General features: G+C 74.1%; 21 protein-coding genes. 9 read left to right on the top strand and 12 right to left on the bottom strand.

All coding sequences use genetic code 11. From position 1 onward, the window contains the following. Window positions 1–8 precede the first annotated feature (8 nt). The 3 genes from JK359_RS19460 (at window position 9) to JK359_RS19450 (ending at window position 4,807) form a co-directional block, all read left to right on the top strand. A complete protein-coding gene (locus JK359_RS19460; protein ID WP_201837250.1) occupies window positions 9–1,031 on the top strand; it encodes a ketoacyl-ACP synthase III family protein in 1,023 nt (340 codons plus the stop codon). Window positions 1,032–1,216: 185 nt separating this feature from the next. Continuing rightward, window positions 1,217–2,311, top strand: a complete 1,095-nt coding sequence (locus JK359_RS19455) for a 3-deoxy-7-phosphoheptulonate synthase (RefSeq protein ID WP_201837248.1) — start codon at window positions 1,217–1,219, stop codon at window positions 2,309–2,311. 144 nt (window positions 2,312–2,455) lie between these two features. Then, complete coding sequence (locus JK359_RS19450; protein ID WP_201837246.1) at window positions 2,456–4,807, top strand: amino acid adenylation domain-containing protein; 2,352 nt, start codon at window positions 2,456–2,458, stop codon at window positions 4,805–4,807. 122 nt (window positions 4,808–4,929) lie between these two features. Here JK359_RS19450 and JK359_RS19445 read toward each other — a convergent pair whose 3' ends face one another. The 4 genes from JK359_RS19445 to JK359_RS19430 form a co-directional block, all read right to left on the bottom strand. Beyond that, the gene (locus tag JK359_RS19445; protein WP_201837244.1) at window positions 4,930–5,661 is read right to left on the bottom strand and encodes an alpha/beta fold hydrolase; all 732 of its coding nucleotides are present in this window, start codon (window positions 5,659–5,661) and stop codon (window positions 4,930–4,932) included. A gap of 122 nt (window positions 5,662–5,783) precedes the next feature. Then, the gene (locus JK359_RS19440) at window positions 5,784–6,359 is read right to left on the bottom strand and encodes a YdeI/OmpD-associated family protein (protein WP_201837242.1); all 576 of its coding nucleotides are present in this window, start codon (window positions 6,357–6,359) and stop codon (window positions 5,784–5,786) included. Window positions 6,360–6,397: 38 nt separating this feature from the next. Beyond that, a complete protein-coding gene (locus JK359_RS19435; RefSeq protein ID WP_201837240.1) occupies window positions 6,398–7,576 on the bottom strand; it encodes a 3-hydroxybenzoate 6-monooxygenase in 1,179 nt (392 codons plus the stop codon). A 174-nt stretch (window positions 7,577–7,750) separates the two neighbouring features. Continuing rightward, window positions 7,751–9,205, bottom strand: coding sequence for an MFS transporter (locus JK359_RS19430; RefSeq protein ID WP_201837238.1), 1,455 nt, complete (start codon window positions 9,203–9,205; stop codon window positions 7,751–7,753). A 74-nt stretch (window positions 9,206–9,279) separates the two neighbouring features. Here JK359_RS19430 and JK359_RS19425 point away from each other — a divergent pair, with 74 nt between their 5' ends. Beyond that, window positions 9,280–9,948, top strand: coding sequence for a CGNR zinc finger domain-containing protein (locus JK359_RS19425; RefSeq protein WP_236678122.1), 669 nt, complete (start codon window positions 9,280–9,282; stop codon window positions 9,946–9,948). A gap of 149 nt (window positions 9,949–10,097) precedes the next feature. Here JK359_RS19425 and JK359_RS19420 read toward each other — a convergent pair whose 3' ends face one another. The 8 genes from JK359_RS19420 to JK359_RS19385 form a co-directional block, all read right to left on the bottom strand. Continuing rightward, complete coding sequence (locus JK359_RS19420; RefSeq protein ID WP_201837236.1) at window positions 10,098–11,243, bottom strand: acyl-CoA dehydrogenase family protein; 1,146 nt, start codon at window positions 11,241–11,243, stop codon at window positions 10,098–10,100. A gap of 29 nt (window positions 11,244–11,272) precedes the next feature. Beyond that, entirely contained in the window at window positions 11,273–12,940 is a 1,668-nt protein-coding gene (locus tag JK359_RS19415; protein WP_201837234.1) for an AMP-binding protein, read from the bottom strand. Beyond that, window positions 12,937–14,130, bottom strand: a complete 1,194-nt coding sequence (locus JK359_RS19410; protein WP_201837232.1) for a transketolase family protein — start codon at window positions 14,128–14,130, stop codon at window positions 12,937–12,939. Before JK359_RS19410 ends, JK359_RS19415 begins: the two co-directional genes overlap by 4 nt. Then, complete coding sequence (locus JK359_RS19405) at window positions 14,127–15,167, bottom strand: transketolase (RefSeq protein WP_236678121.1); 1,041 nt, start codon at window positions 15,165–15,167, stop codon at window positions 14,127–14,129. The genes JK359_RS19410 and JK359_RS19405 overlap by 4 nt, the downstream gene beginning before the upstream one ends. Before the next feature lie 203 nt (window positions 15,168–15,370). Beyond that, on the bottom strand, window positions 15,371–16,396 hold the full coding sequence (gene argC, locus JK359_RS19400; protein ID WP_201837230.1) for an N-acetyl-gamma-glutamyl-phosphate reductase: 1,026 nt from the start codon (window positions 16,394–16,396) through the stop codon (window positions 15,371–15,373). Then, window positions 16,393–17,256 (bottom strand): RimK family alpha-L-glutamate ligase, encoded by an 864-nt coding sequence (locus JK359_RS19395; protein ID WP_201837228.1) that lies wholly within the window; start codon window positions 17,254–17,256, stop codon window positions 16,393–16,395. The genes argC and JK359_RS19395 overlap by 4 nt, the downstream gene beginning before the upstream one ends. 88 nt (window positions 17,257–17,344) lie before the next feature. Next, window positions 17,345–17,527: a lysine biosynthesis protein LysW gene (locus JK359_RS19390; RefSeq protein WP_201837226.1), complete on the bottom strand. Its 183-nt coding sequence runs from the start codon at window positions 17,525–17,527 to the stop codon at window positions 17,345–17,347. Window positions 17,528–17,666: 139 nt separating this feature from the next. Further along, the gene (locus tag JK359_RS19385; RefSeq protein ID WP_201837224.1) at window positions 17,667–18,665 is read right to left on the bottom strand and encodes a LysR substrate-binding domain-containing protein; all 999 of its coding nucleotides are present in this window, start codon (window positions 18,663–18,665) and stop codon (window positions 17,667–17,669) included. Window positions 18,666–18,922: 257 nt separating this feature from the next. Between JK359_RS19385 and JK359_RS19380 the strand changes: the two genes are divergently transcribed. From JK359_RS19380 to cysC, 5 genes are all read left to right on the top strand, one after another. After that, on the top strand, window positions 18,923–19,813 hold the full coding sequence (locus JK359_RS19380; RefSeq protein ID WP_236678120.1) for a family 3 encapsulin nanocompartment shell protein: 891 nt from the start codon (window positions 18,923–18,925) through the stop codon (window positions 19,811–19,813). Window positions 19,814–19,854: 41 nt separating this feature from the next. Further along, window positions 19,855–21,018, top strand: a complete 1,164-nt coding sequence (locus JK359_RS19375; RefSeq protein WP_236678119.1) for a sulfotransferase — start codon at window positions 19,855–19,857, stop codon at window positions 21,016–21,018. Then, on the top strand, window positions 21,015–21,785 hold the full coding sequence (locus tag JK359_RS19370) for an SDR family NAD(P)-dependent oxidoreductase (RefSeq protein WP_201837222.1): 771 nt from the start codon (window positions 21,015–21,017) through the stop codon (window positions 21,783–21,785). Before JK359_RS19375 ends, JK359_RS19370 begins: the two co-directional genes overlap by 4 nt. A 255-nt stretch (window positions 21,786–22,040) precedes the next feature. Next, window positions 22,041–23,912: a M20/M25/M40 family metallo-hydrolase gene (locus JK359_RS19365; protein ID WP_201837220.1), complete on the top strand. Its 1,872-nt coding sequence runs from the start codon at window positions 22,041–22,043 to the stop codon at window positions 23,910–23,912. A gap of 86 nt (window positions 23,913–23,998) precedes the next feature. Continuing rightward, on the top strand, window positions 23,999–24,517 hold the full coding sequence (gene cysC / locus JK359_RS19360) for an adenylyl-sulfate kinase (RefSeq protein ID WP_307788193.1): 519 nt from the start codon (window positions 23,999–24,001) through the stop codon (window positions 24,515–24,517). Window positions 24,518–24,607 lie beyond the last annotated feature (90 nt).

Here is a 24,607-nt window from a genome sequence, read left to right as displayed (position 1 = left end):
ACCGTCCGATGCGCTTCGACAACATCTGGATCGCCGGCACCGGAGGCACCCTCGGCGCGTTCGAGCCGGTGGCCGCGGCGGTCGCCGACGGCCGCTACTCGGCCGAGGCCGCCGAGAGCACGGGTATGGTCAGCTACGCCCAGGCCACCCAGGCCCCGCCCGAGATGGCGGTGACCGCCGGCCGGCAGGCCGTCAAGGAAGCCGCCGAAATGGGCGTGCGCGTCGGCACCGACACCCTGCTGCTGCACAGCCACGGCCACTTCCAGGGCATCGACCTGTGGCCCGCCGCCTGCTGGATCGCCCGGGAACTGCTCGGGGAGCACGTCGACTCCACGCCGACGACGGTCAACGCCTGGTCCAACGGCTCCCTGGCCGCGCTCGACGTCGCCGCCTCCACCCTGACGGCCCGCCCGGACATGCCGTCCGTGCTGATCACGCTGGCCGACCGCTTCGCACCTCCGACCGACCGCTTCCACACCTCCCCCGGCATGGTCTTCGGCGACGGGGCCGCGGCCGGGGTCGTCACCCGGGACACCGGACGGCTGCGGCTGCGCTCGCTGGTGAGCCGGACCGACACCGTGCTCGAGGGCCTCTCCCGGGGCGCCGAGCCCTTCCGCACCGCGCCCGAGGGACAGCCGGACATGCGCCGCCGTACCCGCGAGTTCCTGGCGTCCGGCGCGGTCTCGCTCCGGGACGTGCACACCCGTACCGCCCAGTGCACCCGGAACGTGGTCGGCCGCGCCCTGGACGAGGCGGGGATCACCGCCGACGGGATCGACTGGTTCCTGACCCCGTTCGTCGGCCGGACCCTGTACCGGGAGAGCTTCCTGCGTCCGCTGGGCATCGCACCGCGCAACACCGTGCACGAACTCGGCCTGACGATCGGTCACCTCGGGCCCTGCGACCAGATGTACGGACTCGACCACCTGCTCCGCAACGACCTGCTGAACCCCGGTGACCGCGTCCTCGTGATCGGCACCGGCATGGGCTTCACCTTCTCCGCCGCGGTTCTCACGGCCGACGGCGTCTGACCCGTCACCGCGGACCGTTCCCGGCCGCGGGTGCGCAGCGGCTGATCGCGCAGTTCCCCGCGCCCCTCCGGGGCGCCCGGCCCACCGCGGGCAGTCGCGCCCCCAGCCCGGTGTCCCAGCCGTCCCAGCGTCCCAGCGTCCCAGCGTCCCAGCGTCCCAGCGTCCCAACGAAACGGAGCACAGTCATGACACCCTTTCGTTCCGCGAGCCTCGCCCCGAACCCCCCGGCCCTCTCGGTGCCGGCCCCCGCTCAACTGCCCACCCCGGACGCCCTGCGCGCACAGATCCCCCTGTCCGTCCTCGCGAAGAAGACCACCGCCCTGGCCCGCCGCGACATCGCCCGGGTGCTCACCGGTCACGACGACCGCATGATCGTCATCACCGGCCCCTGCTCCGTGCACGACCCCGACGCCGCCCTCGGGTACGCCGAGCGGCTGTCCGCGCTCGCCGCCGAGACCCGGGACCAGCTGATCGTGGTCATGCGGGTGTACGTGGAGAAGCCGCGCACCCGCGTCGGCTGGAAGGGGCTGCTCAGCGATCCCCGCCTGGACGGCTCGCACGACCTGCCCAGCGGGCTCGGTCTGGCCCGCGGTCTCATGGCCCAGGTGGCCGGCATGGGTCTGCCGGTGGCCTGCGAGTTCCTCGACCCGCTGGTCCCGCCGTACCTGGCCGACGCCGTGGCCTGGGGGGCGATCGGGGCGCGCACGGTGCAGAGCCAGGTGCACCGCCAGCTCGCCAGCGGCCTCGGCATGCCGATCGGGTTCAAGAACACGACCGACGGCGGGGTCGGGGACGCCGTGGACGCCGTCGTCGCCGCCTCCCGCCCGCACGTCCACCCGGGCATCGACGGTGCCGGCCGCGCGGCCGTCGTCGCCACGCCGGGCAACCCGCACGGCCATGTGGTGCTGCGCGGCGGCTCCGACGGCCCCAACTACGGCCCCGAGCAGGTCGCCGCGGCGCTGCGGGCACTGGCCGCCGCGGGGCTGCCGCAGCGGCTGATCGTCGACGCCAGCCACGGCAACAGCAACAAGGACCACGAACGGCAGCCGCTCGTGGTCGGCGACATCGCCGAACGGACCGCGGCCGGGGAGCAGGGGATCGCCGGCGTCATGATCGAGAGTTTCCTCGCCGCGGGCCGCCAGGACCTCGAACTCGGCCGCACCGGGCGGCTGGTGTACGGCCAGAGCGTCACCGACGCGTGCGTGGACTGGGCGACGACCGCGCGGGTCATCGACGACCTGGCCGCGGCGATCGACACCCGCCGTGCGTCGACCACCTGAGCCCTCGGCTCGCCGCACGCCAGCCACCTGAGTCCCCCCCCCCCCGGGGGTTGCCCGCACCGCCCGCCGCATCTCGCACTCGCGTCTCGCGTCTCGCAACATCCGACACCTCACCCGACATCCCACCCGAGAGGAACCAATGCCGTGGCTGTCACCACGAGTTCGTCCCTGCCCCTCGCCCGCGTCCTGGACGGCGCGCGGACCGGCGCCCTGCACCGGCGGCTCGTCACCGCCCCCGAGGCCGTCGCCGAGCGTCCCGAGACGTACGCGACGGCCGCCCTGGCGGCGCTCGTGCACCGCTACACCGGAGAGACCGACCTCCTGATCGGCCGCAGGCGCCGGCCCGGTGTCACCGAGCCGGTCGCCCTCCGCGTCGACGGCCGGACCACCGCCGGCGCGCTGCTGGAGGCCGTGGCGACGGCCCCCGTCGCGGCCGGGGACGGCAGCGGCCGCCCGGCGCACGCAGCCGTCGACACCACCGGACCCCTCTCCACGGCACTCGCCGCGCTGACCCTGTCCGCGACCGGTCAGTGCCTCGAACTCGCCTTGGACGCCGACGAGTTCGACGCGGCCGCCGCCGACCAGTACGCCCGCCACCTGGAGCGCACGCTGGCCGCGCTGGCCGCCGGTACGGACGGCACCGTCCGGGACATCGCCCTGCTGACCGACGAGGAGCTGCACCGCATCCTGGTGGAGTGGAACGACACCGAGGGACCGGTGGGCCCGGAGTACTTCCACGAGCTGGTCGCCGAGACCGCGCGCCGCACCCCGGACGCGCTGGCGGTGATCCTGCCCGGGACACGGCTGACGTACCGCGAACTCGACGGCCAGGCCAACCAGTTGGCGCACCGGCTGGCCGCCGTGGGCGTGCGCCGCGGGGACCGGATCGGAGTCTGCTTCCCGCGCGGCGCCGAGAGCCTCGTCGCTCAGCTCGCCTGCTTCAAGCTGGCCTGCGCGGCGATCCTGCTCGACAGCGACTTCCCCGCCGACCGCATCCGCTACATGATCCAGGACGCCTCGGCCGCCGTGGTACTGACCCTCGACGCCCACACGGAGAAGGTCAGCGGGCTCGCGCCGGTGATCGCGCTGGACACCGACGACTGGCGCACCGAGCCGGACACCGAGGTCAGCGAGCCGGTCGACGCGGACGACCTGATCCACATCTGCTACACCTCCGGGTCCACCGGCGCCCCGAAGGCCGTCATGGTCCGCTTCGGCGCCGCCCGCAACCTGATCCACAGCATGGCCGAACTGTGCGGCACGACCGGCGAGTCCCAGGGCACCTGGCTGGCCGCACCCGGGTACGGGATGATCGAGGTCGAGTGCTTCCCGGTGCTGGCCCGCGGCGGCACCGTGCACATCCCGGACGTGTCGGTGGTCTCCTCCGAGCACCGGCTGCAGGAGTGGTTCCTGCGCGAGGGCATCACCACCACCCTGCTGATGAAGCCGATGGCCGAGCGGCTGTGGCGTCTGGAATGGCCCGAGGACACCCCGCTGGAGAACATCCGGGTCTGCGGCGAGCGCATCCAGTCCTGGCCGCCGGCCGGCCTGCCGTTCCGGTTGATCAACCTGTACGGCTCCGCCGAGGCCACCGTCGTCGCCGCCTGCGACATCACCGAACTCGGCGAGCGGCTCGGGGTGCAGGGGCGGGCCCGCCGGCTCCCGCCGATCGGCCGGCCCACCACCAACGTCACCACCTACGTCCTCGACGAGGAACTGCGCCCGCTGCCGCCGGGGCTGGTCGGCGAGCTGTGCATCGCCGGTGTCAGCCTCTCGGCCGGCTACCTGGGCCGCCCCGAGGCCACCGCCGAGAAGTGGATCCGCAACCCGGTCGACCCCGGCCGCCACCCGGTGATGTACCGCACCGGCGACCTGGCCCGGTACTGGCCGGACGGCAGCATCGAGATCGTCGGCCGCACCGACAACCAGGTCAAGGTGCGCGGCAACCGGGTCCACCTCGGCGAGATCGAGGTCGTGCTCACCACGCTGCCGGGGGTCCGTCAGGCCGCGGTGCTGGCCCGTCAGGACGGTCAGGGCGACGTTCAGCTGACCGCGTACATAGAGCCCGCTGCGGAGGCCGTGCCGTCGGTGCGCGAGCTGCGCGGCGGTCTGGCCCGGCGGCTGCCGTCCTTCATGGTGCCGGCGGTCTACGTCATCGGCGGGCTGCCGCTCAGTGTCAACGGCAAGATCGACCGGGCGGCGCTGCCCGAGCCGCCGCGGTCGCGCCCCGAACTCGACACCCCGTACCAGGCCCCCGCCGGGGAGCTGGAGGTGACGCTGCTCGGGCTGTGGAACCGGGTGCTGGAGCTGGACGGGGTCGGCGTGCACGACAACTTCTTCGAACTGGGCGGGGATTCGCTGCGGGCCGCCCGGCTGACCGAGCTGGTGCGCAAGCGGTTCGTGGCGGACATCGAGATCGTCGACCTCTTCGACGAGCCGACCGTGGCGAGGATGGCGGCCGTGGTCGCGGACCGTACTCCGGCGGCCGCCGCCTGAGCGCCCGCGCGCCGGTCCGGCGCCGAACGCGACGCAGCCCCGCCGGGCCATCCGGCGGGGCGACGCGTGTGCGGTGCGGCGGACTTCAGGCGGGGCGACGCGTGTGTGCGGTGCGGCGGACTTCAGGCGGCCTGCGGCAGCGGCTCCGCCAGCCAGCCGTCGAGCGCGGCCATGAACGCCGTGTGGTGGCCGTACCAGGTGGAGTGGCCGGCCCCCGCGACGGACCGGACCCGTATGCCGCGGGCCGTCAGCCGCTCGGCCACGGCCGGCGGTACGAAGCGGCTCGGCTCGGGGTGGATCATCAGCGAGGGCAGGTGCTCCGGCGGGGCGAAGTCCATGCCGGCGACGGAGGCCAGCAGGCTCACCGAGGTCGCGACGTCGAACTGCTCGGCCGCGCGCGCCTCGACGACCCGGTCCTGCTGCTGCCAGCCGGGCTCCTGCCGGCCGAGGGCGTCGAGCGTGCGGCGGGCCTTGGCCTTGGTGTACGCCTCGGTGAGCGCCTCGGGGGTGAAGTCGCTGCGGCTGGGGCCGAAGGGAGTGTCCACGTACACCACCCGCCCGGGGGCCAGCCGGTCCAGGGCGGAGGCCAGCACGAAGGCGCCCATCGAGTGGCCGACGGCGAGCGCCGGGGCGGCCGGCACGGACTCCAGCAGCGCGGTGACGAAACCGGCCAGGTCGGCGGAGGGGTCGGCGGGGGAGAGTCCGTGGCCGGGCAGGTCGACGGCGACCACCCGGTAGCCGCGCGCGGCCAGCGCCGGGCCGACTTCCCACCAGCATTCCGAATTGCTCAGCATTCCATGGACGAGTACCGCGACGCGGTCGCCGCTTCCCCATTGACGAAGATGAAGAGTCATGCCCCGAAGAATAATGTTCACGACGTCCCGGGTCCGGGGCGCGTGACAGCGAATTGCTTATGGCAGCGAAAAGCCGCCGCCCCGCTGTTCGTACGGCGGGGCGGCGGCCGGGGAACGGGTTCTCAGTGCTCCGCGGTCTCCAGTTGCCGGATGATTTTCGCCAGCTGGGCGGCCCGGCTCTCCGCGCCGACCGCTTTGAGGAGCGGCAGCATCAGGCCGTAGCGCTTGGTGCGGTCGAGCCGCTCGAAGCGTTCCGCCGCCCGGGGCCGCCCGCGCAGCGCGGCCGCCAGGTCGTCCGGCACCTCGGCGAGGGCCTGTGACTCGTAGGCGGCGGCCCAGCGGCCGTCGGCCTGTGCGGCCCGGATCTCGGCGAGGCCCGGCTCGCGCATCCGGCCGGCCGCGATCAGCGCCTCCACCTTGCGGATGTTGACCATGGACCACACGCTGCGGGGCCGGCGCGGTGTGAGCTTCTGCAGGAAGAATTGCGCGTCGAGTGATTTGCGCTGGCCCGGGATCCAGCCGTAGCAGAGGGCCACGTCGAGGGCCTGGACGGAATCGACCGATGCGATCCCGGAACCTTTCTTGGCGATTTTCAGCCAGACTCCTTCCGACTGCGCGTGATTCTTCTCCAGCCACCCCTCCAGATCCCCCTCGCTGGGGAAGTGAATTACTTCGGCGTCGTCTTGCTTCGCGGGCATGCGGGCCATCTGCCTTTCGGATCGGGCGTGCGGACGTCTCAGGTACTGCTGAAGTCGGTGGCGCCGTGCAGCCAGGACACCACATCGTGCAGGTCCTCGGCGGAGTGCGCGGCGAGCAGGGCGTTGCGCTCATCGGCGCGGGCTCCGGCGGCGTGGTACAGCTCGCTGCCCATCCAGCGGGCGGTGAGCGTCGTGCGGGTGGTGCGCTCGCGTCGTACGCCGTTGTACTTCTCCAGGCGCTGCGGCACGTCGGCCGGGTCGCAGCGCAGCAGGGTGCCGAGCACCACCGCGTCCTCCAGGGCCATGCAGGCCCCCTGGGCGGCGTACTGGAGCATCGGGTGGGCGGCGTCGCCGGCCAGTGCGACCCGGCCGTCCACCCAGGTCTCGACCGGGTCGCGGTCGCACAGCACCCAGATCCGCCAGTCGCGGCCCAGCTCCAGCAACTCCCGGGCCGGGCCGGCCAGTCCGGCGAACCCGGCGAGGACGCGGGCGCGGCCGGCGGGGCTGCCGGTGATCTCGTGGCGGGCGCCGTCGTCGCGGGTGGCGGCGAGGTTGAGGTAGGAGCCGGCGCCGATGGGATAGTGCACGAAGTGCCACTTCGGGCCCGCCCACAGGGTCACCGCCCGGGTCCGCAGCCGCGCGGGGACCTCGGACATCGGGATGACGGAGCGGTAGATGGTGTGGCCGGAGATGCGCGGCGGGCCGTCGCCGACGAGCTGCTCGCGCACCGCGGACCGCAGGCCGTCGGCGCCGATGAGGGCCCGGGCCCGGAAGCGGTCGCCGGTGGCGGTCACCGCGGTCACCCGGCCGTCCGCCTGCTCGTAGGCGGTCACGCGCTGCCCGGCGCGCAGCTCGACGCCGGCGTCCCGGCAGCCGTCGAGGAGGGCGCGGTGCAGGTCCGCGCGGTGCACCACGGCGTAGGGGTTGCCGAACCGGGTCCGGTAGCCGCCGGTCAGCGGCATGGCGGCGACCGGCCGGCCCGAGATGCCGTCCATCAGGCGCAGTTCGTCGATGAAGTCGGCGCGGCCGGCGACGGCGTCCCGGACGCCGAGGGCCGCCAGGGCGTGGAAGGCGTTGGGTGCCAGCTGGATCCCGGCGCCGATCTCGGTGAACTCCGGCCGGCTCTCCAGGACGGTCACCCGGTGTCCGGTGCGGGCCTGACCCAGCGCGACCGCCAGTCCGCCGATGCCGCCGCCCGCGACGAGTATGTGAGTCATGGCTCGTTCCTGATCCTCTCCGCATGCGTGTGCCGGGATGGTGCGGCGGCCGGCCCTCCGGGGGACGAGGGCCGGCCGCGCGGGGTCCCGTCCGCGGACTCCCCCGTCCGCCCGGAGGGCGGTGCCGGAAGTCCGACGGCCGGGCCCGGGTGAGGGCGGCGGACCGCCGGTGGACTACTGGGCCGCGGCCTCGGCGGGGGCGCCCACGGCGTCGGGGGCCGGGGCCGGTCGGGTCTTCGGCCGGGCCGCCGTGGCGACGGCCGTGCCGCGCAGGCCGATGACCGAGACCGCGACGATGCCGACGGAGAGCGCCGCGGTGAACCAGAAGGCCGCACGGAAGCCGTCGACGGGGATGGCCCGGACCGCGCCGTGGGCGAGGCCGGCGGTCGCCACGCCCAGGGCGAGGCAGAGGCCGACGCCCAGCTGGCGGCCGGAGTTGTACAGGCCGGAGGCGAGACCCATCTGCGGCCCGCTCACCCCGCTGGTGGCGGCGACGGCCGTGGTGATCATCATGACGGTCACGCCCAGGCCGAGCAGCACACCGCCGGGCAGCACCACGAGCAGGTACGAGCTGTCGGCCGTGACCTGGGCGAGCAGCGCCCCGCCGGCGGCCAGGAGCACACCGCCGATGGTGAGGGTGTGCCGTGCGCCCAGCTTCTCGGTGAGGCGGATCACCGGGACGCTGGCGAGGAAGACCACGAACGCCTGCGGGAAGAAGGCCAGTCCGGTCTTGACGGAGGAGTATCCGAGGACCTGCTGCAGGTACAGGGTGATGAAGAAGGTCGACACCGACATCACACCGCCGGACAGGAACGCGATGATGTTCCCGGAGGACAGGCTGCGGTTGCGGAAGACGGACAGCGGCACGAGCGGTGCGGCGACCCGGGTCTGCACGATCAGGAAGGCGATCAGGAGCACGGCGCCGGCGCTCAGCGAGACGATGACGGGGGTGGCGTCCCAGCCCTTGTCGGAGGCGACGGTCAGGCCGTAGCTGAAAGCGCACATCGCGGAGGTGACGAGGACCGCGCCGGGCACGTCGAGGCGGGTGGCGCGGGTCTGGTGGTGGTCGGCGGCGAGCTTGCGGGCGGCGAGGGCGACCAGGACGATGCCGACCGGCAGGTTGACCAGCATCACCGCGCGCCAGCTGACGTACTCGGTGAGCAGGCCGCCGGCCGCGACCCCGCCGGAGAAGCCGGCCGAGGAGACCGCGCCGAAGACGCCCATCGCCTTCACCCGCTCCTTGCCCTCCGGGAAGCCGGCGGCGATCAGGGCGAGGACGGCCGGGGAGACCGCCGCGGCTGCGAGGCCCTGCAGCGCGCGTGCGGCGACGAGCACGAACGGAGCGGTGGCGAGGCCGCCGACCAGGGAGGCGAGGGTGAAGACGGTGAGCCCGGCGACGAACAGCCGCTTGCGGCCGATGACGTCACCGGCCCGGCCGCCGAGCAGCAGGAACCCGCCGTAGAACAGCGCGTAGGCGCCCACGACCCACTGCAGTCCGCTGTCGGTGAAGCCGAGGTCGCGCTGCATGCCGCCGAGGGCGACGTTCACGATGGCGAAGTCGAGGGCGAGCATGAACTGTGCGGCGCACAGCAGGAGGAGCGGCGGTCGCCCGCCGGTGGTGCCGGCCATGGGATTCCTTCCGGGTGGGGGGGATTGGCGGAGATGGATACCGGTCAACACGAGTGACCGGTATGGTCTGCGGAATGAGCGGGATCAGGAGCGTGACGGCCCCGGACGGGGCGGCGACGGGCGTGCCGACGGGACGGTCCCGGGTGCGGCAACCGGGCAACCGCGAGGTCGCGCCGGGCCGGCTCGCCCTGGTGCAGTCCTTCGTCAACAGCCTCAACGTCGAGTTCGGACCCGACGAGTTCGCCTCTCTCGGGGGGTTCACGCGCTGGCTTGCGGAGTACGGCCCGCCCGGCGCCGGCCGGGGCGTCACCGGGGCCGACCGCGAGCGGGCGGTCGAACTCCGCGAGGCGCTGCGGGCGTTGCTGCGGGAGAACAACGGCGGTGACCCCGATCCGGCGGCCCGTGCCGTCGTCGAGCGCATCGCCGCGCAGTGCCCGCTCGTCCTCGGCTTCGACGAGGCGGGCCTGCCCGGCCTGCGGCCGGCCCGCGAGGGCGCCGGGGGCCTGTTCGGCGAGGTCCTCGGCATCGTCGTGGAGGCGGCCGGGGAGGGCACCTGGCAGCGGCTGAAGTCCTGTCACGACCACCGCTGCGAGTGGGCCTTCTACGACCGTGCGCGCAACCGCACCGGCCGCTGGTGCTCCATGGCGGTGTGCGGCACCCGCTCGAAGATGCAGGTCTACCGCCAGGGCCTCAAGACGGCCGGCGCGAGCGGACCACAGGGCGGCGGCCGAAGGGCCGGATAGGCCGGACCACAGGGCGACTGAAGGGCCCGCGTGACCGGACCACAGGGCGGCTGAACGGGCGGCGCGATGGGACCGCAAGGCGGCTGAACGGCCCGCGTGACCGGACCGCGGGGCGGCTGGGCGGGCGCCGGTGGCGCGGGGGCCGGACGTCACGGCGCGTACTCCCTGCCCAGGACCAGCCGGGCCACGGTGAGCTTGGTCGCCGCGGCCGTGCCGTCCGCCAGCTGCAGGCCGATGACGTCCCGCAGCCGCTGGGCGACCGGTCCGTCCTCGCTCCAGCCCAGGTGCCCCATGGTCAGCAGCGCCTGGTGGGTGGCTTCCACGGCGGCCTTCGGCGCCCACCACTTGGCCATGTTCGACGGGATGCGCGGATCTTCGCCGCGGTCCGCCCGGCACAGCGCCTCGTAGGCGACCAGGCGGGCCGCGTGCAGCAGGGTGGTGTGCTCCACGAGCGGGAACGCCACCGACTGGAACCTGCCGAGGGGCTGCCCGAAGGCGGTCCGCCGGGTGGCATGGGCGTACGCCTCGTCCAGGGCGGCGTTGCCGACCGCGATCGCCATCAGCGCGATCAGCGCCCGGGAGACCCCGAAACCGCGCATCACGGCCGCGAAGCCGCCGCCGGGTTCGCCGACCAGGGCGTCCGCTCCGACCCGGACCCCGTCCAGGACGACACGGCCCCGGCCGCCGGCCCGGCAGCCCAGGTCGGTCAGCCGCTCCCGGTGCACCCGGGCGTCGTCCAGGGGCAGGTAGAAGGCGCTGATGCCGCGCGCTCCGTCCCCGCCGGTGCGGGCGAAGACCAGGGCGTGGGTGGCGTGCGCGGCGATCATGATCGAGGTCTTCTCGCCGGACAGCACCCAGCCGTCGCCGTCCGGCCGTGCGCTCGTCCCGATGCCCGCCGCGTCCGTGCCGTGCCCGGGCTCGGTCAGCGCGAGGGCGACCACGGCCTCGCCGCGGGCGATCGGCGGCAGCCACCGGGCGCGCTGCCCGGCGGTGCCGTTGTCGGCGAGGACTCCGCCGATGAGCGCGGCGTTCAGCACCGGGAAGCAGACCGCGAGATCGGCGGCGGCCAGCTGCTCCAGGGCGATGCCCGCGCTGACGGCGTCCAGGCCGCGGCCGCCGTACGCCTCGGGGATGCGCAGCGCGAACAGGTCCGCGCCGGCCAGGTCCGCGATCAGGTCCGGGCGGTAGGTGCCGGTACGGTCCTGTTCCCGGCGGTGCGGGGCGATCCGTTCGGCGGCGAACCCGGCCACGAGCTTGGCGAGTTCGTTCTGCGCCGGGGTGAACGTGAAGTCCATGGAGCTTCCTTCTTCCGGGATCCCGGACGTCAGGCGGAGCGGCCGGCGGTGCGCAGCAGGTCGCGCAGGGCGAATTTCTGGATCTTTCCGGAGGGGGTGCGCGGCAGTTCGGGCAGCACTTCCACCCGCTCCGGCCAGTACGTCTTGGCCATGCCGAGCCCGGCCAGGTGCTCGCGCAGCTCGGGCAGTCCGAGCGCGGGCCCGGTGGTGACCAGGAAGGCGCAGGCGCGCTCGCCGAGCCGGGCGTCCGGGTAGCCGACGACCGCCACGTCTTTGATCGCCGGGTGCCTGAGCAGCGCGCCCTCGACCTCGACGACCGGTATGTTCTCGGCGCCGCGCAGGATCATGTCCTTGACCCGGCCGGCGATGCGGATGCCGCCGTGGCCGTCGTCCCGGGCCAGGTCGCCGGTGTCGAACCAGCCGTCGGCGGTCACCGAGGCGTCGTAGGTCTCCTGCCGCCGGAAGTAGCCCAGGCACTGGGCGGCGCCGCGCACCTGGAGCCGCCCGTTCTCCCCCGGCGGTACGGCGGTGCCGTCCTTGCCGGTGATGCGGACCTCCATCCCCGGCACGGCGGTGCCGTCGCTCGCGGCGGCCCGCAGCGGCGGCTGGCCGGGCCGGGTGACGGTCACACAGCCGTTCTCGGTCATGCCCCACAGCGCGTACACCCGGCAGCCGAGCACCTCGTCGGCGTCCTCGACGAGCAGGGGTGCGATGGGCGCGCTGCCGGTGGCGAAGCTGTGCAGCGCCGACAGGTCGTGCGGGGTGCGGCGCTGGGCCTCGATCAGGTCGGACAGGAAGGTGGGCGCCCCCATGAAGAACGTCACCCGCTCCTCCTGCAGGATGCGCAGCATGCGCTGCGGGTCCCACCGGTCCACCTGCACGGCGGTGGCACCGAGCAGCATCGGCATCACGAAGTTCCAGGTGAATCCGGCCTGGTGGGTGGTGGGCGAGCCCATCGCGGTGATCTCGTCGCCGGTGAGACCGAGTACGTCGGCCTGCGCCTTGTTCATCGCGTACAGCGTGTTGTGGCTGTGCACGACGCCCTTGGGCTCCCCGGTGGTGCCGGAGGTGAACATGATCTGGGCGGGGTCGTCCGGGCCGGCCTCCAGGGAGTCGAGCGAGGCGAGCAGGTCCGGGTCGGGGTCGGGGCCGTAGAGGTCGCGGGTGAAGTCCAGGGCGCCCTCGGTGAGCGGACCGTCGCCGCCGAGCAGCACCCGGTGGCGCAGGGTGGGCACGGCACCGGCGACCTCGGCGCTCATCCGGTCGTAGGAGAAGCCGCGGATGTCCGCGGCGGCGATGTAGACCGGGCTCTCGGTGAGCCGGGTCATGAACTCGACCTCGCGGCGGCGCATGGTCGGCACCACGGGCCCGGCCACCGCGCCGATCCGGGCGGCGGCCAGGCACAGCGCCACCAGTTCCCAGCCGTTGGGCAGTTGGAGCGTGACCACGTCGCCGCGCCGCACGCCGAGCCGGAGCAGTGCGGCAGCCAGCCGGTCGACCCGGCGGGCCAGCTCGACGTAGCCCACGGTGTGCGTCCCGGCGCCGGAGCAGCAGACCAGGGCGGGCTTGCCGGGCCGCTCGGCGGCCCAGCGGCGCAGGTCGTGCAGGATCGTCTCGTCGCGCCAGAACCCGGCCCGGCGCCACCGCTCGCCGTCGGGGGACGGGGTGTACGGCTCGTGGGGTGCTGTGGTGGTCATCGGGTGCCTCCCCCAATGGTGCCGAGCGCCCGGCGGGCGCGGGCGGCGATGGACTGGGCGCTGACGCCGCCCTGCTGGAGCAGGTGGCGCTGGCTGCCGGCGACCTCGACGAAGGCGTCCGGCATCGCGATCCGGTGGACCCGGACCGGCAGCACGGCCAGCTCCTCGGCGACCGCGGAGCCGAATCCGCCGGCCGCCCAGTGCTCCTCGACCGTGATCAGGGTGTGCTGGTCGGCCAGTGCCTCCAGCAGGGCCGGGGTGTCAAGCGGCTTGACGGTGTGCAGGTGCAGGACGTTCGCCGAGATGCCGTCCGCGGCAAGCAGTTCGGCCGCCTCCAGGGCCGCCAGCACCGGGTAGGGGCCGCAGGCGGCGAGCGTGAGGTCCGTACCGCGGCGCAGGACCTGTGCCTTGCCGAGCCGGGGCGGCTCGGCGCCGGCCGGCAGGGCGGGGGTCGCCGAGCGGCCGAGGCGCAGGTAGACGGGTCCGCCCGCGGTGAGCGCCTGGCGCAGCAGGACGGCGGTCTGCTCCGGATCGCCGGGGACCACCACGGTCATGTGGGGCAGCACCCGCATCGTCGCCAGGTCCTCCAGGGCGTGGTGCGTGGGGCCCAGGTGACCGGCCGACACACCGGCGTGGGTGGCGGCGATCAGGACCGGCAGGTCGCCGAGCGCGATGTCGAGTTTCACGGCCTCCAGGGCCCGGGACGCGGCGAACGCGGCCATCGTGTGCACCAGCGGGATCCGGCCCTCCCGTGCGAGCCCGGCCGCCGCACCCATGAGGGTGTGCTCGGCGATCCCCAGGTTCAGATAGCGGTCCGCACCGGCCCCGAAGTCGACGCCGGCGAACAGTCCGGTGTCGGTGTCCAGCACCACCAACCGCTCCTCGCGGGGCAGGAGTGCGGCGACGGTGTCGCGGTAGACCTCACGCGCGGAACGCTCGGCGGGGGCGACCGGATGCGCCCCGCTCGCCTCGGCCGGACGGTCGGCGGGCGTGGGGGTGGTGGCCGTGGCGGCGGTGGCCGTGGAAGCGGTGTGCGGGGCGGTGGTGGCCGTGGAAGCAGCGTGCGTGGGGGCGGTGGCCGTGGCGGCGGTGGCTGTCGAAGCGGGCGGGGCGGCGGTGGCCGTCGAAGCGGTGTGCGGGGCGGTGGTGGCCGTGGCGGTGGTGGCCGTCGAAGCGGTGGCCGTGGTCATCGGCGGGCCTCCGCGTCTGCGCGCAGGGCCTGCAGGAGCTGTTGTTGCTGGCGGCGGCCGAGCCGGGCGAAGTGGCTGCGGGCCTGGCCCTCGATCTTGGCGACGCCCTTGCCCTTGACGGTGTGCGCGATCAGGACGGTGGGCCGCTCGGGATCGGGTGCCGCCGAGAGCGCGGCGGTCAGCGCGTCGGTGTCGTGGCCGTCGGCCTCCAGGACCCGCCACCCGAAGGCGCGCCAGCGGTCGGCCAGCGGTTCCAGCGCGCCGACCGACTCGGTCGGGCCGCTGATCTGCAGGCCGTTGCGGTCCACGATCGCGGTGAGCCGGGCCAGCCGGTGCGCGGAGGCGACCGAGGCGGCCTCCCACACGGAGCCCTCCTGGAGTTCGCCGTCGCCCATCACCACGAAGCAGCGGCGGCCGGAGCCCTCCAGCCGGTGTGCCAGGGCATGCCCGACGCCGACGGCCAGGCCGTGGCCGAGGGATCCGGAGGGCATCTCGACCCCCGGGATCCCGGGGTGCGGGTGGGCGGTGAAGCGGCTGCCCGGCCGGGCGTACGCGGCCAGCTCGCCGGCCGGGAAGTAGCCGGCCTCGCACAGGGTTGCGAACAGGCCGATGCCACCGTGCCCCTTGCTGAGCAGCAGGATGTCCCGGTCGGGCATGCCGGGGAAGCGCGGGTCGTGGCGCAGCACGCGGAAGTAGAGCACGGCGAGGATCTCCGCCAGGGACATCGAGCCGCCCAGGTGCCCGCCCTCGGCCGAGGCGCACATCGTCACGATGTGCTCCCTGATCCGGGTCACGGTCTCGAGCAATTCGGCTCCGCCGCGGGACAGTTCGGCTCCGCCGCGGGACAGTTCGGCTCCACCGCGGGGCCGTTCGGCTCCGCCGCGGGACAGTTCGCTTCCACCACGGGGCTGTTCGGCTCCGACGTGGGACAGTTCGGCTCCGCTGCGGGGCAGTTCGGTCCCGAAGGGGTCGGCGGGGCGGTCGGCGGTCGGTGCGGCCGGCGGCGGGGTGCCGCGCAGCAGGGGCGGGCTGCTCATGCCTGGTCCTCTCGGCGGGATGCGGTGGCGTACGGCGGAGCCGGGAACGGGCGGTTCGGCTGCTCCGGGGCGGCAGGCGGGTCGGTCTGCGGCGGGTGAGTCGGTCGGGCGGCAAGGCGGGACGGTCTGCGGGGCGCGCCGCCAGCGGCACGCGGCGCCGGCAGCGGCAGCGGCAGCGGCAGCGGCAGCGGCAGTTCGGTCGCTCAGTTGGGGTGCAGGCCGGTGAACTCCAGTCCGCGTTCCTCCGGTTCGCCGAAGCGCACGTTCATGCACTGCACGGCGTTGCCCGCGCCCCCCTTGACGAGGTTGTCCAGGGCCGCGATCACGGTGACGGTGGAGGCGCCACGGTCCAGGGCGAAGCCGACGTCGCAGTAGTTGGAGCCGGAGAGGATCTTGGCGTCGGGGAAGCGGTGCATGCCGCGGCGGGCGGCGACGACCCGGACGAAGGGCTCGTCGCCGTACCAGGAGCGGTAGGTGCTGCGGATGGCGCGCTCGTCCACCCCGTCGGCCAGCGAGGCCCGGGACAGCAGCTGCACGCCGCGGACCGCCTCGATGCCGGTCGCCGTCATGTGGATGGTGTGCCCGGTCGCCTGCGCGATCTCGGCTTCGTGCCGGTGCCGGGTGGGCGCGAACACCCTGAGCGCGCCGCTGCGTTCGGCGTGCAGGTTCTCCGAACCGGCCTTGGCGCCGGAGCCGCTGGATCCGGTGCGGGCGTCCACCGTGATGTCTCCGCGGACCAGCCCGGCACGGGCGAGCGGGACCAGGGAGAGCAGGCCGGCGGTGGCCATGCAGCCGGGTACCGAGATCCGGTCGGCGGCGCGCAGCCGGTCGCGGTGGAACTCGGGGATGCCCGGGACGAAGCTGCCGATCAGGCCGGGCGCCTCGTGCGGGGTGCCGTAGTAGTCCTCGTAGACGTCGGTGTCGTGCAGCCGGAAGTCGCCGGACAGGTCGATGACGACCCGTGCCGAGTCGAGGTACGCGGGCATCCGCTGCATGGTCTCGCGGTGGGGTGTGGCCAGGAACAGCACGTCGGGGTGGCCGAGTTGGTCGTACGACGAGAAGGTGAGGCGGGTGCGCCCGCGGAGGTTGGGATGGATGCTGTCGACCGGCCGGCCGCGCAGCGTGCGCGAGACAGCGGCCACGATCTCCACCTGGGGGTGGCCGACCAGCAGGCGGAGCAGTTCACCGCCGATGTAGCCGGCCGCGCCGACGACGGCTGCCCGGATCATGCCTGTGCCTCCTCGATCAGCAGGGCGGCGAGGGCGTCCGCCGCGTCGATGTCCGTGCCGTGGCTCTGCTGCAGTCCGCGGAACTCCACCCGGTCGTTGACCTCGAGCACGGTCAGCCGGCCGTCCGGGTCCTGGAGCAGGTCCACGCCGGCGATGTGCGCGCCGACGGCGTCCGCCGCGGACACGGCGAGTGCGGTGAGGGCGGGGTCGAGCGGACAGCGCTCGCTGACCGCTCCGCGGGCGACGTTCGTACGCCACTGCTCGCTGCGGCGGTACGTGGCGCCGACCGCCCGGCCGCCGACCACCAGGACCCGGATGTCCCGGTCGGCCTTGGCGACCTCGCGCTGCACGTAGACGATGTGCGACTGCGGGGAGGGCAGCGCGGCCAGGTGCTCCAGCACGGCCGCGGCCATCGCGGGGTCCGTGACCCGGGTGACCAGACGGCCCCAGGAGCCGACCAGCGGCTTGATCACCGCCGGGTAGCCGATCTGTTCCAGGGCGGACGGCGCCGCCTCCGGGGTCAGTGCGAGGACGGTCTCGGGGGTCGGCACACCGTGGGCGGTCAGTGCCGCCGTGGTCTGCCACTTGTCACCGCACACCGCCGTCGCCGCGGCGGTGTTGAGCACCTTGGTGCCGGCCGACTCCAGGGCGCTCGCCGCGTACAGCGCCCGGTAGTGGCCGACCTCGCGGTTGAGGACGGTGCGCGGGCCGGTCCAGGGCGTGGCCGCCCGGACCGACAGCGCGCGGGGGTCGATCTGCTCGCACGCGGCGCCGCGCCGCTCCAGGGCTGCCAGGATGCTCTTCTCCTCGAAACGGACTCGCGAGGCGAGCACGCCGAGCCGCGGTGCCGCGGAACTCATGGCCTTGTTCTCCTTCCCCTGTGTCCTCCCGGCGCTCTGTGGCCGGGTGGTCCGGTGGCCGTGTGGCCGTGTGGCGGATCCGGGCCGGCTACTCGCCCCAGTCCTCCTCGACCTCGGGGGCGAGCACGAGCCGGGGCGGCTCGACGGATTCGACCTCCAGTTCCGTACGGCACTCCGGGCACTCGAGAATTTCACCGACCCGGGCGTCGTTCTCCCAGGGCACCTCGGCGTCGCACTCGAGGCATTCACTGACCGTCAGGGTCTGCGGCATGGTAATTCCCCTCACTCGATAGAAGGCGGTGGAACCAGAGCGACTGTATCCCCGGAATTTCCGCGTTTCGGCCGGGTTTCATGAGCGGCTCGAATGGGAGTGAATGCGGTCGCTTATGCGCGTGGGAATACAGGGGTCTTCAGACCGCCGACGTGCTGAGCGCGGCCGTCCCGGGGCGGGCGGGAGCGCCGGCGTCGGCGGCGTGTGCGGGAGCGGACTTCGCGGGGCCCGAGGGAGCGGATCCGGCGCCGTCCGCGGTTCCGGCCGGCTCCAGCGGATATCCCTGGAGCGCCTGCCGGAACGCCTTCTCGGCGATCCCGGCGAAGCCCTCCGGGGCGGCGCCGGACGCCAGGGCGAGGGTGACCGGGAGCGGTGCCGGCGGTTCCGGCAGGCCGGCGTGGGCGGTGCGGGCGAGGCCCCACAGCTCGTCGCCGTTGGCGATGAGGCAGGTCATGCCCAGGCCGGCCTTGGCGGCCGAGCGCAGGCCGATCAGCTCGGGCCCCTCGTAGGCGATGCGCCAGGGGACGCCCGCGCCGTCGAGGACCTCGCCGACCAGCCCGCGCAGGGTGCAGGGGGCGGGGAACAGGGCCAGCGGGAGCGCGTCCCGTTCACGGGTGGCGGGCCGGCCGAACCATGCCATGCGCATCCTGCCCAGCTCCAGGCTCTCGGTGCCGGCGTCCGAGGGGCCGGCCTGCAGCAGCAGGGCCACGTCGAGCTGACCTGTGCTCAGCTGCTGCGCCAGCGCCTCGCTCACGCCCGTGCGGACCCGCAGCTGCACATGGGGCAGCCCGCGGTTGACCCGGCGCAGGAACTCCGGCAGCACCTCGGCGAGCTGGCTGGTCACACCGACCGACAGCAGTACCTGGCCGGCCTCGGGCACGAAGCGGGCGACGGCCTCGTCGTTGAGCGCCACCATGCGGCGGGCGTACTCCAGCAGTTCCTCGCCCTGCGGGCTGAGCCGCATCTCCCGGCCGGTGGCGGCGAAGACCGGGCCCTTGATGAGGCCGCCGAGCTGGCGGATCTGCTGGCTGACCGCGGGCTGGGTGATGTGGAGCGCCTCCGCGGCCCGGCGGAATCCGCCGTGCTCGACCACGGCCACCAGCGCCCTCAGGCGATTTATCTGCAGGTCGTGACCCATTCTCTCACCCCGTCATCGGTCGGATTCCTGAAGCTGACAGCAGCCTAGGGCGGACCCCTTCGCAGCGGCCACGGCGCTGGTCACGGGATGCATATGAGATCTTCATGCCCGCCGTGTGCAGCCGTCCTGAACGGGAATCACCACCCCTTATTCAGCCCATAAAAAGTGGGCGTGGAATTCGTCGGCCGAAATCCTGTGCGACGCCCTAGGCTCAAACGCACATCAAGGCCGTTCCTCGACTGCTCAAGGAGAACAGAATGCTGGCAGCACCCGCCTCTTCGGCAGTACAGCAGGGAGTCCGGATACAGCTCGCCGACCCGTCCCTCGCCGAGCGCAGCCCGGGCGAGGAGTTCGCCTGGTCCGTGCGCGGGGCCGCGGCCGGCGAAGACCGCGTCATCCCGTTCCGCGCCCATCTCCCGGCGGTTTTCCCGCTGTTCGCGACCCGCCCCCGCTATGCCGTACGGCACCTGCTGAAGACGGCCTCGGTGGCCGACGGTCCGGTGCCTTTCGTGCATGAGCCGGCCACCCGGCTCGCGGCCTCCGGCACCTCGTACCGGACCACTCCGGAAGGGTCCTTCACCTCCCGGCTGGAGCACGCCGAACTCACCGACCTCAAGGTGCGGGTGCCGCTGCCCGCCGGGCTCCTGGACGAGCCGGCGCTGCTCGCCTCCTTCGTCGACTACCGGGTGCTGGTCCGCCTGTCCGTCGTGGAGAACCAGACGCTGCTGCACGGCAGCGAGGACAAGGCCGTCACCGGTCTGCTGGAGCTGCCCGGCATCCGCCGCGGTCCGCTCGGGGACGACGTGTACGCGGCCATCACCGAGGCGGCCGCCGAGGTCGAGGAGACCGGTGGCTCCTGCGACGGCATCGTCGTCCACCCGTTCACCTACTGGGAGCTGGTCCGGGCCGGTGTGCTGGGCCAGCTCGGTGCGGCGGGCATCACCGTCTCCCGCACCCGCATGATCCCGCGCCACCGGGTCCTGCTCGGCGACTTCCGGGCCGCCGTCACCCTGCTGGTGCCCGGGGTCGCCTCGCTGGCGCTGCTGCGCGGCCAGGGCCCGGACGGGTCCGACGTGGTCGAGGCGACCAGCCGGGTCGGTCTCGCCGTCCACCTGCCGCAGCACTTCCTGCTGCTGTCCCGCGACTGATGCCGCGGACCGACCACGCGCCAGCCGACGAAGGGAACCCCATGTCCGGCCCCCCTGTCCGTGTCCTGTACATCACCGGTTGGATGCGCAGCGGCAGCACACTGCTCGGCAACGTCCTCAACGAGCTGCCCGGCGTGCGGCACATCGGTGAGCTGCACTTCCTGTGGAAGAACGGTGTCCTCGGCACCGGGACGAACTCCACGTGCGGCTGCGGCCGGCCGCTGACCGGGTGCCCGCTGTGGTCGGAGGCGCTCGCGGCCCTGCCCGCCGGCGGCACCGCGGCCACCGCGCACCGGATGCTGTCCCTCCAGCGGAACCTGATGCGCACCCGGCACACCCGGGCCAGGCTCGCCGAGGCGCGCGGCGCCCGGCCCGCCGCGCCGGGGGTCACCGAACTGCTCGACCAGTCGGCCGCCGTCTACCGGCGGATCGCCGCCGAAGGCGCCGGCCGGCTGGTGGTGGACGGCTCCAAGTGCCCGGCAGAGGCGGCGGCCCTGCTGGGCCGGGCGGATCTCGACGTCCGGGTGCTGCACATCGTGCGGGACCCGCGGGCCACCGCCCTGTCGTACCGCAGCGCGAAGGAGTACATCGACCCGATGTCCCCGGCCCGTTCGAGCGGCTACTGGACGGCCTTCAACCTCGCATCCGAGCTGGTCGGTACGGCGGCGGGCGCGCGTTACCTGCGGATCCGGCACGAGGACCTGTGCGCCCGGCCCCGGGCCACGACGGCCGAGGTGCTGCGCTTCGCCGGCCTGGACGACGAGGTACCGGTCGACGACGGCGGCCGGATCGGGCTCGGCGTCAACCACACGGTCACCGGCAACCCGGACCGGCTGCGCCGCGGGGAGACACGGATCCGCCCCGACGACCGCTGGCGCACCGCACTGTCCCCGTCCGACATCGCCGCGGCCACGGTACCGGCGCTGCCGCTGCTCGCCCGGTACGGCTACCCGGCGGCACCGTCCCGCCGAACGGACACCGGCCCACGCGACACCCCGGGCGCCGGTCCACGCGACACCCCGGCCCCCGGCCCACGCGCCACCTCGGGCGCCGGTCCACGCGACACCTCGGCCCCCGGCCCACGCGACGCCTCGGGCGCCGGCCCGCGCCACGCCTCGGCCCCCGGTCCGCGCGGCACGGACCGTTCGCGGCCCGTGGCACAGCCCGCCGTCGTCGCGCCCCGGTGGCCGGGTGAGTTGTGGTGAACCTCGGACTCGCGGGCAGGGCCGCGCTCGTGGCGGCCTCCAGCAGCGGCATCGGGCTCGCCGTGGCCAAGGTGCTCGCCGCGGAAGGCGCCGACGTGTCGATCTGCGGCCGTGACCCCGAGAGGCTCGCCACGGCCCACAAGGAGGTGGACGCCTGCGGTCCCGGGCGGGTGCTGAGCCGCACGGTGGACCTGCGTGACGAGCACGCCGCAGGCGCGTGGGTGGCGGACACCGCCCGGACGTTCGGCGGGCTGCACGTCGTCGTCAGCAACTCCGGGGGTGTGCCGTTCGGTGCCGTGGAGGACTTCGAGGTCGCCGAGTACCGCGCGGCGGTCAACGACAACCTGCTGCCGCACGTCGCCCTGTCCCTGGCCGCCGCGCCCCATCTGCGGCGGGCCGGCTGGGGCCGGATCGTGATGATCACCTCCGAGTCCGTGCGTCAGCCCCATCCGGGCAGCGGTCTGTCCTCGGTGGCCCGGCTCGGTGTCCTCGGCTTCGCCAAGGGCCTCGTGGACGCCTTCGGCCCGTCCGGTGTGACGGTCAACGTGCTCGCGCCCGGCTTCCACCGCACACCCATCCTCGACGTGCAGTACGGCGACGAGGTCGAGGAGCGGCTCGCCGAGGTCGCGGCGTCCCTGCCGCTCGGCCGGATCGGCCGGGCGGAGGACCTGGGCGCCCTGGTCGCCTTCCTGGCCAGCGAACAGGCCGCGTTCGTCACCGGCACCGTCCTGGTCGCCGACGGCGGCAACACCCGCGGCATCGGCTGACGCCCACCCTCCACCCGACCCACCGACCACCCCACCCCGCCCCACCGGCCGGCACCCGTCACCCGACCGACGCCCCGGCCACCCCGCCCCACCGGCCGGCGTCCGTCAGCGAACCGGCACACCGGCCGTCCCGCCCCGCGGCACCGGTCCGCCACACCGGCCGGCGCCCGCCACGGATCCGGCACACCGGCCACCCGCTCCACCCCCGGCCGACTCCCCGTCACCACCCGCCCCGAGAGCCGAAGGAGTACGCACATGCCCCCGGGAACAGCCCCGCCCCTGGGCGAAGTCGCCGGCGCGCGGCCGCCGGCGCTCTACGTGGTCAAGCTGGGCAGCGCCACCCTGTCCCACAGCCGTGTCTTCGACGAACTGCTCGCGCTGCGCGGCCGCGGTGCCCGGCTGCTGGTCGTCGCAGGAGGAGCGGCCGGCATCGCCGAGCACTACCGGCGCACCGGACGCGAGATCCGCACCCTGCGCTCCCTCGGCGGCGACGAGATCCGCTACTGCCCGCCCGAGGAGATGCGGCACATCGTCGCCGCGTACGAGGAGGTGACCCTGCCCCTGGTGGAGGAGGAGCTGACCCGGCGCGGTCTGTCGGTCTTCGCCTCCGTGGCCCGTGGCGGCACCCTGGTGACGGCGAAGGCCAACGGGCCACTGCGGGTCCGGGAGGACGGCCGGGTCCGGATCGTCCGCGACCACCGGGCCGGAACGGTCACGTCCGTCGACGCGGCCCGGATCGGCGCACTGCTCGACGCCTTCGACGTCGTCTGTCTGTCCCCGCCGGTCGCCGACGCCGAGGGCGGCACGCCGCTCAACGTCGACGCCGACGTGCTCGCCGCGACCGTCGCCCGCGCCCTGGACGCCGACCACCTGCGCCTGGTGACCGGCACCGCCGGCCTGCTGGCCGACCCCACCGACCCGACCAGCACCCTGCGCCACCTCGCCGAGGGCGAGGGCGGCCGGTACGCACGGGGCCGCATGCGGCAGAAGGTGCGCGCCGCCGAGATCGCGATCGGCGGCACCTCCGACACGGCGATCACCGGCCCGCACACGGTGTCGTCGGCGGGCGCCACCCGGTTCTGGGGGACCACGCCGCCCGCCGTCGACCTGAGCCTGCTGTCCCGGGCGGTGCAGCTGTCCTCCGTCTCCCGGGACGAACGGGAGCTGGCGGTCTTCCTCGCCGAATGGTGCGCCGACCACGGCCTCAAGAGCGAGATCGACGCCGTCGGCAACCTGGTCGTCACCCGGGGTGCGGGAGACCGGCGCCTGATGATGCTCGGCCACCTGGACACGGTTCCCTACCGGTGGCCGGTCCGCTGGCACGGCGAGGTGCTGTCCGGCCGCGGCTCGGTCGACGCCAAGGCGAGCCTGGTGACGTTCCTGCAGACCCTCGCCGACTACGACCCGCCCGAAGGAGTCGAACTGCGGGTGGTCGGTGCCGTGGAGGAGGAGATCACCGGGGCGGGTGCCTTCCGCGTCCGGGACGCCTACCCGGCCGACGCGGTGATCGTGGGCGAGCCCAGCGGCGCGTCGGCCCTCACCCTCGGATACTACGGCCTGGTCAAGGTGCGTCTGCACACCCGGGAGAGCGTCGGCCACACCGCCGGCGAGGGGGTCCGCACGGCCGGCGACCGGCTCGTGGACGCGCTGACCGCGCTGCGTGCCGCGGCCGCCCGCACGGCTCCCGACGCGCTCCTCGCGACGCTGGGCATCCAGGCCCTGAACGGCGGCGACGTGCAGGACGGCGAGGCCGTGGTGGACCTGCGGCTGCCCCCGGGCCACGCCGTGCGGACGATCACCGACGTGCTGCGCGCCGCGGTGCCGGAGCCGGTCCGCGTCGAAGTGCTGCGCGCCACTCCCGGGGTCGCCACCCCACGCACCAGCCCGCTGGTCAAGGCGTTCCAACGAGCCTTCGCAGCAGAGGAGTTGAAGCCCCGCTACCTGATGAAGAAGGGCAGCAGCGACATGAACACGCTGGCCACCACCTGGCACGGCGTCCCCATGGTCGCCTACGGCCCCGGTGACGCGAGTCTCGACCACACCCCCGCCGAGCACGTGTCCGCGGCCGAGTTCCGGCAGGCCGGGCGTCTCCTGGCCGCCGCCGTCCGAGAATGGAGCACGATGTGACCACCCTGCAGACCACCGCCCCGGACCCCGGCCTCCTCTCCCGTTCCGCCACGGCCTCCTACTGCACCTGCTACCCCGGCGCGACCGTGTGGCTGACCGGGCTGCCCAGCTCCGGGAAGACCACGGTCGCGCGCGCCGCCGCCGGCGTCCTGCGCCAATCCGGCCGCCGGGTGGAGGTGCTCGACGGCGACGAACTGCGCAGCACGCTCTCCGGGGACCTCGGCTTCTCCCGCGAGGACCGGCACCGCAACGTGGAGCGCACCGGCCGGATCGCACAGGTGCTGGCCCGCAACGGCATCCTGGCCCTGGTCCCGGTCATCGCCCCGTACGCGGACTCACGCGCCCTGGTGCGCGCGCTGCACCGCGAGAGCCGGACGGAGTTCCTGGAGATCCATGTCGCCGCCCCGGTGGACGTCTGCGCGGTGCGCGACGTCAAGGGCCTGTACGCCCGCCGTGCCGCGGGCCAGATCAGCGGGCTGACCGGCGTCGACGCCCCGTACGAGGAGCCGCTCGCCCCCGATCTGCGGATCGACTCGCACACCGAGTCCGTGGACCGGTCCGTGGCGGCGCTGCTCGCCCTGCTCGCCGAGCGGGGGCTGGCATGACCGCCCTGACCAGCGCCCCGGCCGCCGCCCCCGCCGCGAACCCGTACACGCTGTCCCATCTCGACGTCCTGGAGTCGGAGTCCCTCCACG

Origin of the sequence: Streptomyces actinomycinicus (assembly GCF_016741775.1) — a bacterium.
Taxonomy (GTDB): Bacteria; Actinomycetota; Actinomycetes; order Streptomycetales; family Streptomycetaceae; genus Streptomyces; species Streptomyces actinomycinicus.
The sequence above is the reverse complement of the archived record's forward strand: the minus strand, read 5'-3'. Positions and strand labels throughout refer to the sequence as shown.